The organism is Actinomycetota bacterium (assembly GCA_005888325.1).
Classification (GTDB): domain Bacteria; phylum Actinomycetota; class Acidimicrobiia; order Acidimicrobiales; family AC-14; genus AC-14.
Genome location: VAWU01000079.1, coordinates 1 through 6,092, shown reverse-complemented (window position 1 = coordinate 6,092; position 6,092 = coordinate 1). Strand labels below are relative to the sequence as shown.

3 protein-coding genes are annotated in these 6,092 nt (G+C 69.4%); all 3 read right to left on the bottom strand.

Annotated elements, in window-relative coordinates:
* Positions 1–478: 478 nt before the first annotated feature.
* Entirely contained in the window at positions 479–1,090 is a 612-nt protein-coding gene (locus tag E6G06_21885) for a hypothetical protein (GenBank protein ID TML85609.1), read from the bottom strand.
* Complete coding sequence (locus E6G06_21880) at positions 1,051–2,391, bottom strand: adenylate/guanylate cyclase domain-containing protein (GenBank protein ID TML85608.1); 1,341 nt, start codon at positions 2,389–2,391, stop codon at positions 1,051–1,053. Before E6G06_21880 ends, E6G06_21885 begins: the two co-directional genes overlap by 40 nt.
* 516 nt (positions 2,392–2,907) lie before the next feature.
* Positions 2,908–5,469 carry a hypothetical protein gene (locus E6G06_21875; GenBank protein ID TML85607.1) on the bottom strand — a complete coding sequence of 854 codons (2,562 nt, stop codon included), beginning with the start codon at positions 5,467–5,469 and terminating at the stop codon, positions 2,908–2,910.
* Positions 5,470–6,092: the final 623 nt, after the last annotated feature.

The following is a 6,092-nucleotide window of genomic DNA, read 5'->3' as shown; positions in this document are numbered from 1 at the left end:
CCCCGTGGGTGCGCCCTGCCCGCACCGTCCCACCGGACGCTAGCGCGCAGGCACACGGTGTGTGGTCGCGACGCAAGGCGCGGCCGTCCGGCGTGAATCTATGCCTGGACAGCGTCCTCCATCCGCCGGGTGCTGGTAAGCAGCAGCTCCGCGGCGGACAGGCAGCGGCTGCGCCGTGCACAGTGTCCCGCGGCATTGAAGGGTGCGATGTGCGCGGTGATCCCGACGACCGTCGGCATGAGCGATTCGGCGTCGAGCTCGTCGATTCCGCGGCGGGAGCATCGGGAGCGAGCGCCCCACACGCGCCGGTCGGGGACGCGCCATAACACGCGCACCGAACGAGATCAGATGAGAGCCGTCAGGCGCGTCCGATTGGCACTTTGGTGCTCGGTTGCCATTTGACGGGGAGCGCGTCGAAGGCGCGTACCGAGTGCCCGCTCGGCGCTCGTTCTGGACAGCCCGAAAGCCGCCCTCCGCGTCAGCGACCCATCCGCGACTGCAACACCTTCTGCACGGTGCTCGCGTGCCACTGTGCGCCCCCATGGGCCGTGGGCACACAGTCCGCGTTCAGCCGGTCGGCGATGCCGCGGATGGACACGCCCTTGCCCCGCATGGCCTCGATCCGCTTGACCACCTTCGCGGGCATGACCGTCGGCCGCCCCAACCGCACGCCCTGCGCCCGCTTGACTGCGAGCGCGTCCTTGGTGCGCTGGCCGATGAGCCTCCGCTCGAACTGCGAGAAGTTCGCCACGGAGTTGGCGATCATCTCCCCCGCCGGGGTCGTGGTGTCCACGCCCAGGTCGAGCGCCACCAGCGCCCACCCCTTCTTCCACGATCGCTCCATGAGCCGGGTGAAGTCGGTCATGGAGCGCGACAGCCGGTCGAGCTTGGCCACCACCAGCGCCTCGGCCTCGCCCTTCTCCACCGCGTCCAGGGCCTTGGCCAACGCGGGCCGGCGGACGGTCGTCTTGGCGCTGGCACCGGCGTCCTCGTAGATGTCGAGGAGCTGCCAGCCGCGCCGCTTGGCTTCGTCGGTGATCGCGGCACCGTTTAGTGGACAGAGTCTCCGCTCAGCGCGAACAGCCGCCACTCCTCCGGCACACCCTTGAGCGAATACGAGCCGCGATCCGCGAACGTCAACCCCGAGCCCGCGACTAGGTCGGTGACGGTGCGCGAGACCATGACCTCGCCGGGCGCAGCGAGCGCGGCGACGCGAGAGCCAATGTGCACGGCGATGCCACCCACATCCTCGCCCCGAACTTCGACCTCCCCCGTATGCACGCCTGCTCGGAGGGTGATGCCAAGCGGGCGCAGCCGCTCCCGGATCGCCGCCGCGCACTGAACGGCTCGTGCCGGGCCGTCGAAGGTGGCCAAGAGTCCGTCGCCGGTGGTCTTGATGAGCTTGCCCCGATGGCGGGTGATTTCGGTCCCGCTTAGCTCGTCGTGGGCGTCCAAGAGTTGCCGCCATCGGTAGTCGCCCAGCGCGGCCGCGTGCTCGGTCGATGCCACGATGTCAGTGAACAGAACGGTCGCGAGGACGCGTTCTGTCACTCGGGCGGGCCGCGTGCCGGTAAGGAACTCCTCGATCTCGTCGATCAGCACTTCCCAATCACCCACGAAGGGAAGGTGGTCCTGACCCGGAAGCTCCACGAGCCTCGCGTCGGGGATTGTCTGGGCCATGAGCCGTGCACCGTGCACGGTGGCGACGCGCTCGTCGGTCCGGTGAAGAATCAGCGTCGGAACGCGCACCGTGTCGAGGATCGAGCGAACGTCGATTTCGGAGAGTGCTTGCAGGACAGCCCGAGCCATCCCAGGGCTCGCGCCCGCGCGCTGGAAGCGGCTCCACACGGCTCGGACCTGCTCGTCCTCCACGGCGCTCGGCGCGAAGTACTCGATCAACGCGGCAGCTCCCCAGTTCCGCTCGATGGCGTCCAGCCTGGTTTGGTAATCCTCGAACGACCAGCCGAAGGGAAAATCGGGGGCGGCGCTGAAACGGGGCGTCGTGCCGTAAAGCACGAGCGCCCTCGTGCGGTGGGGATACGTCGCCGCGAAGAGGAGGCTCATCGGGCCGCCCTCTGAGATCCCGAACAGCGCCGCGCGCTCGGCCCCCGCGGCGTCCATGACCGCACGCAGGTCGTCCATGCGCTCGTCGAGCGAAGGAACGCCTGCGACCGGGTCCGAGAGGCCAGTTCCTCGCTTGTCCCAGAGGATGAGCCGTGAGAAGGACGCCAGCCGCTGGAACATGACTGGGACGACCGGCATTTCCCAGTAGTGCTCGACATTCGAGACGAAGCCAGGCACGAGGACGAGGTCGAACGGCCCGTCACCGATGACCTGGTAGGCGATGTGCACATCGCCGCTCTTCGCGTACCTGGTCTCCGGTGCCCCCACACCCCGCAGCGTAACGGTCAGGAAGGCGCGACCGCCGCGCCAGCAACGAAGAGGAGTCCGCCCACAGATTCCGGCGCGCAGTGACGCAAGAGTTACGGATGCGCGTTCGTACGATCAGCGCTGCCCTTCATTAGATCGCGGTCGAACGCGGCCTTGTTCCATCATGCCCACGCCGCCAGCATCCCCTCCAGCCGTCGCAAGTTGCGCCGCTCGACCGGGGTGTCGGCGGTGACTTCGCCGCGGTCTACCGCGTCGAGCAGGAGGCGCAGCATCTCGGCGGCGATCATCGGACCTGGTCACGACTACCAGTCTTCCGGCTGCGCTCGGCGCCATGGTGTTTGCCTGATCCTCGGAGGGCGAACCGTCCAACGCGGCGATCTGGTCGACGGCCCGCGCATAGGCCCAGGTGGTGAATGCTCTGCAACGACCTCATCCTCGACGCCGCTCGGATGGTCGCGACCGCGGAGACGACCACCCTCCGCCCAGAGGTCAGGCGTCGACAAGGCGAAGTACCGCCTACCCGTCGTCGTTGATGATCGTGCCGGTGCCGGTGCTCCGTGAGATGGGTGGGCCGGTCGAGCCCGACAGCGCGAGCGTGAACGACTCGTTGGCCTCGGCGGCGGTGTCGCCGTACACCTTCACGAAGATCGTCGCGGAGGTGACGCCCGCCGGGATCGTGAGTGTGCCGGCACGCGCCTCGTAGTCGCTGGCCGCCGCGGCCGTCCCGTTGGCCGTCGCGAACGAAACCGCAACCGGCGCGCCCTGCGCGCCAGACAGCCGCACTGGGAACACCGCAAGCGACGTCCCCTCGTCGCCTTCGACGACGCCGACGTCGCCGATCGCGAGTGACGGGCCGCTCGGAGGGTCGTCGTTGAGGATCGTGCCCTGACCGAGGAAGCGCGTGAGCGTGGCACCGCCCTGCGGGTTCACCAGCCGCACGTTGAAGCCCTCGTTCGCCTCGGTGGTCGTGTCGCCGTTCACCGTCACCTTGATGCGCGCCTCGGTGTCGCCCGCGGGGATGGTCAACAGGCCGGACTGACCGACGTAGTCGCCCGACGCGCTCGTCGCGGTGCCGTCGTTGGTGAGGTAGGTGACGCTGACGTCGTTGCGCATCGGGCGCGCCAACCGCGCCGTGAACACGGCGACGCCCGTGCCGCCGTTGGCCTCCACCACCGTGCTGTCGCCGATCGACAGCGCGGTCACCGGGTCCTCGGCCACCGCGATGCCCCACTGGGTGCCGAAGAAGATGCGCCGGCCGTCGCGGTCGACGCTGATCCCGCGGCCGGCCCACGCGTACGTGGACGAAAGCGGGCTCGGTGTGTACGACAGCGGCGTCGAGGGGTCGTCGACGTCGAGCTGCGTCACCGCGCCCGTGGTCTTGTCGACCCGGAGGACCTCGCCGTTGGCGACGTAGAGGTCGTTCCCCGCCTCGGCGATCCCGTGGGGATGGAACAGGGAGAACGGCTGGACGAGTGTCGTCACCTGCGCGGTGGCGATGTGGACGGTGCGGATCGTGTCCCAGTCCGCGACCCACAGCTTGGTGCCGTCGCTGGTGAGGGACTCGGGCAGGCGGCCGCCGGACCGTCCGAAGCGGGCGTTGGCGCCGGTGCCGTCGACGTGGTCGCACAGCGTCGGGAAGCCCGCGAACACGCCGACTGCGGCGGTGGTCGGGTCGACGTGCCAGATCGTGCAGTCGCTCGAGACGAGGTAGAGCTGGCCGCCGGCCTCGACGATCCCGGTGATGCGGTTGAACTGGTTGCCGACCGTCGCGAACGTCGAGGAGGCGCCGGTGTACCGGTCGACTCGGTACAGGGTGTTCTGGGACCCGACGTAGAGGTACGGCCCGTACAGCGCGAGCCCGCCCGACCCGGAGCCGAGGCCGGTGGCGAATGTCGTCGTCTGGCCGTCGGAGATGGCGACCTTGCGGATCGACGAGCCGTCGGCGACGAACAGGAAGCCGCCGTCGCTCGCCATCTGCCGGGGATCGAGGAAGCGGGCGCCGGCTGCGGCCCCGTCGACCGAGCCGTTCTCCGCATAGTCGGGCGTGAAGACCGGCGTCCACGTGGCGACGTCGGTGCCCGTGAGGAACTTGAAGCTGGTGTGAGGATCGAAGCCCCCGAGGAAGATCGCGGTGCCGTCGGTGCCCACGGCGGCGGCCAGGACGCCGGTCGAGGTGAGCTCGGTCACGGCGTTGGTCGCCGGGTCGATGCGGAGCAGGGAGCCGATCTCGTCGCCGTCGCCGTCGTCGCAGAGCGCGCTGACGTACACCTGGCCGCCGATCACCACCGCGCCGTGCAGCGTGCTGGTGTAGAACGTCGAGCACGAGTACGAGACCGTCACCGTCGTAACCGCGCTCGTCGGCATGTCGAGCCGGCGGGCGCGGTCGGCGTCGGCGATCCACATCGTCGAGCCTTCGACCGTGATGCCGCGCAGGTTGCTGAACCGCGCCGCCGCGCCGGTGCCGTCGCCCGTGCCCGACATGCCCGCGGTGCCCGCGACGGTCGTCACCGAGCCCGTGGCGACGGTGAGCCGGCGGATCGTCTGGTTGCCGCGGTCGGTGATCCAGAGGTCCCCGCCCGCCAGCGCGATCCCGAAGGGCTGGTTGAACCGGGCGGCGCTGCCGACGCCGTCGCCGCTACCCGCGGATCCCGCGCTACCTGCGATCGTCGTGACCACCCCGGTCGCGATGACGATCTTGCGGATCGTGTGGTTGCCGGCGTCGGCGACGTAGAGGTTCGTGCCGTCGGTGACGAGGCCCTGGAGGTCGTTGAACCTCGCCGCAGTGCCCGTGCCGTCGGCCGAGCCGGCGAGGGGGCGCACCCCATAGGGGGTGCTCAAGTTCGAGGTGGCGAGGTCGACCCTGTCGATCGCGTTGCGGTCGGTGACGTAGAGGACCCCGCCGATCGGCACGACGTCGCGCGGCTCGTCGTAGGGGATCGGGATCGTCCCTGCTAGCTGGCGGACGGTGGCGAGCGGACCGGTGGCCCCCGCGGGGGGCGGCGCGATCAGGGCGAGCGTCGCCCCGAGGATCGACGCCAGGAGCGCCCCGAGACGGACACGATTCCCCAACCGGCGCATTTGGTCACCCTCCTCGGGCCAGTCTCGCGCGCTGACCTCGTCGATGCGCCGAAGGTCAGCCCCGACTGCCGACTCGGCGCGACGGCTGGGACCTTGCTTCACACCGATGCCGGGAACGATCCACGGCGGAGACCTACTGAGCTGGCAAGTCCGGCAGCGACAGGTCGCCGAAGTACTGGAGCAACTCGATCGCCACGTCGCTCGGGAATGGGTAGCAGTAGCCCTGCCGTAGCGTGCCGTTGCGGTTAAGGGCGGCTGTGGCCGGAGACGCTCAGGGATGTCTTCAGACGCGCCTGGGGCGATCGTGATGAACCCCGAACCGCGGATAACCCTAAAGACCCGATTCCCGCCGGTCACCGGACCCGCAGGGTCAGTGCTGTAGTTCATGCAGCCGCCCCCGGCCTGAAAGTCCGCGACCGTCGGAGTCGCAACGGCGGAGTCGCTCTGCGTAGCCCCGATCAATAGTGAGCTGTGTTGCCAATCGACGGGACCCTGGAAAGCCTGTCCCGTTGTCCCTTGGCCGCTGCCGGTGCCGCCGAACTCGTTGTACTGGCCGTCGCGGGCGCCGCCGTCGATCGCAGGCGCTACGTCTGGTTCCGGCGACTTGATGCGTCACGTTTGCT

Bases quoted from the DNA above. Each gene is read 5' to 3' on its own strand.
- E6G06_21875 (TML85607.1), bottom strand. From the start codon at position 5,469: ATGCGCCGGTTGGGGAATCGTGTCCGTCTCGGGGCGCTCCTGGCGTCG.